This is a genomic window from Agrobacterium sp. Ap1 (assembly GCF_017313375.1).
In the GTDB taxonomy this organism is placed as follows: Bacteria; Pseudomonadota; Alphaproteobacteria; order Rhizobiales; family Rhizobiaceae; genus Neorhizobium; species Neorhizobium cellulosilyticum.
Genome location: NZ_JAFLMY010000069.1, coordinates 1 through 1,145, shown reverse-complemented (window position 1 = coordinate 1,145; position 1,145 = coordinate 1). Strand labels below are relative to the sequence as shown.

The window sequence follows — 1,145 nt, the reverse complement described above, 5'->3', positions numbered from 1 at the left end:
ATGAATCCCATTCTGTATGCGATTTCCTCGGGGCAGCAGATCTTGAAGCCCTGGCGGCGTTCGAGTGTCGCGACGAATTCGGAGGCTTCGAGCAGACTGTCCGGCGTTCCGGTGTCGAGCCATGCGTAACCGCGGCCCATCTGTTCGACATTGAGAGCACCGCGCTCGAGATAGGCGCGGTTGACGTCGGTGATCTCGAGTTCGCCGCGCGGCGAAGGCTTGAGGTTGGCAGCGATTTCGACCACGTCCTTGTCGTAGAAGTAGAGCCCGGTCACGGCCCAGCTGGAGCGCGGAGCTGCCGGCTTTTCCTCGATCGAGACGGCCCGCATCGACTTGTCGAATTCAACGACGCCATACCGTTCCGGATCGTTGACGTGATAGGCGAAGACGGTTGCTCCGTCGGGCCGCTTCATCGCGTTTGTCAGAAGATCGGTGATGCCGTGGCCGTAGAAGATGTTGTCGCCAAGGATCAGGCAGGACGGGCTGTCACCGATGAAGTCGGCGCCGATGATATAAGCCTGCGCCAGACCATCCGGCGATGGCTGGACCGCGTAGCTGAGCGAGATCCCCCATTGCGAACCGTCACCGAGGAGGCGTTCGAACAAAGGCATGTCGGCCGGGGTCGAGATGATCAGGACTTCGCGGATCCCGGCCAGCATCAGTGTCGACAGCGGATAGAAGATCATCGGCTTATCGTAGATCGGCATGAGTTGCTTGGAGACGACCCGGGTCATCGGGTGAAGCCGCGTGCCGCTGCCGCCGGCGAGAATAATGCCCTTCATATGTATCGCCCCTGATCCTTAAGTTCGAGCCAGTCGCTCGACGATGATGGAAGTGGACTGTTTCCAGTCGGGAAGTCGTGTGCCGTGGCGGGCCTCAAGCAGGCTGCAGTCGAGCCGCGAATTGGCAGGCCGTTTCGCCGGCGTCGGATAGGCGCTCGACGGGATGCGGCCGACTTCAGCGGTCGGGCCTCCCATGTCGGCGGATCGTGCGAAAATCTCGATGGCGAAATCCGCCCAGCTGCCCTCACCCGTTCCGGTCATGTGGAAGGTGCCGCGCAGGGTCGGATCGTCGCTTTCGAGAAGATTGGCCGCGATGACCAAGACTGCATCGGCGATATCGAGCGCCGAGGTCGGGTTGCCGAC

The 1,145-nt window shown here is 61.6% G+C and carries 2 protein-coding genes; both read right to left on the bottom strand.

What is annotated here, in order from left to right:
- Positions 1 to 782 (bottom strand): glucose-1-phosphate thymidylyltransferase RfbA (gene rfbA / locus JZX87_RS30995; RefSeq protein WP_206829650.1); only part of this gene is annotated, 782 nt, incomplete at its 3' end.
- Between the two features lie 18 nt (positions 783 to 800).
- The coding region (locus JZX87_RS30990) for a sugar nucleotide-binding protein (RefSeq protein ID WP_206829649.1) at positions 801 to 1,145 on the bottom strand (345 nt) is incomplete at its 5' end.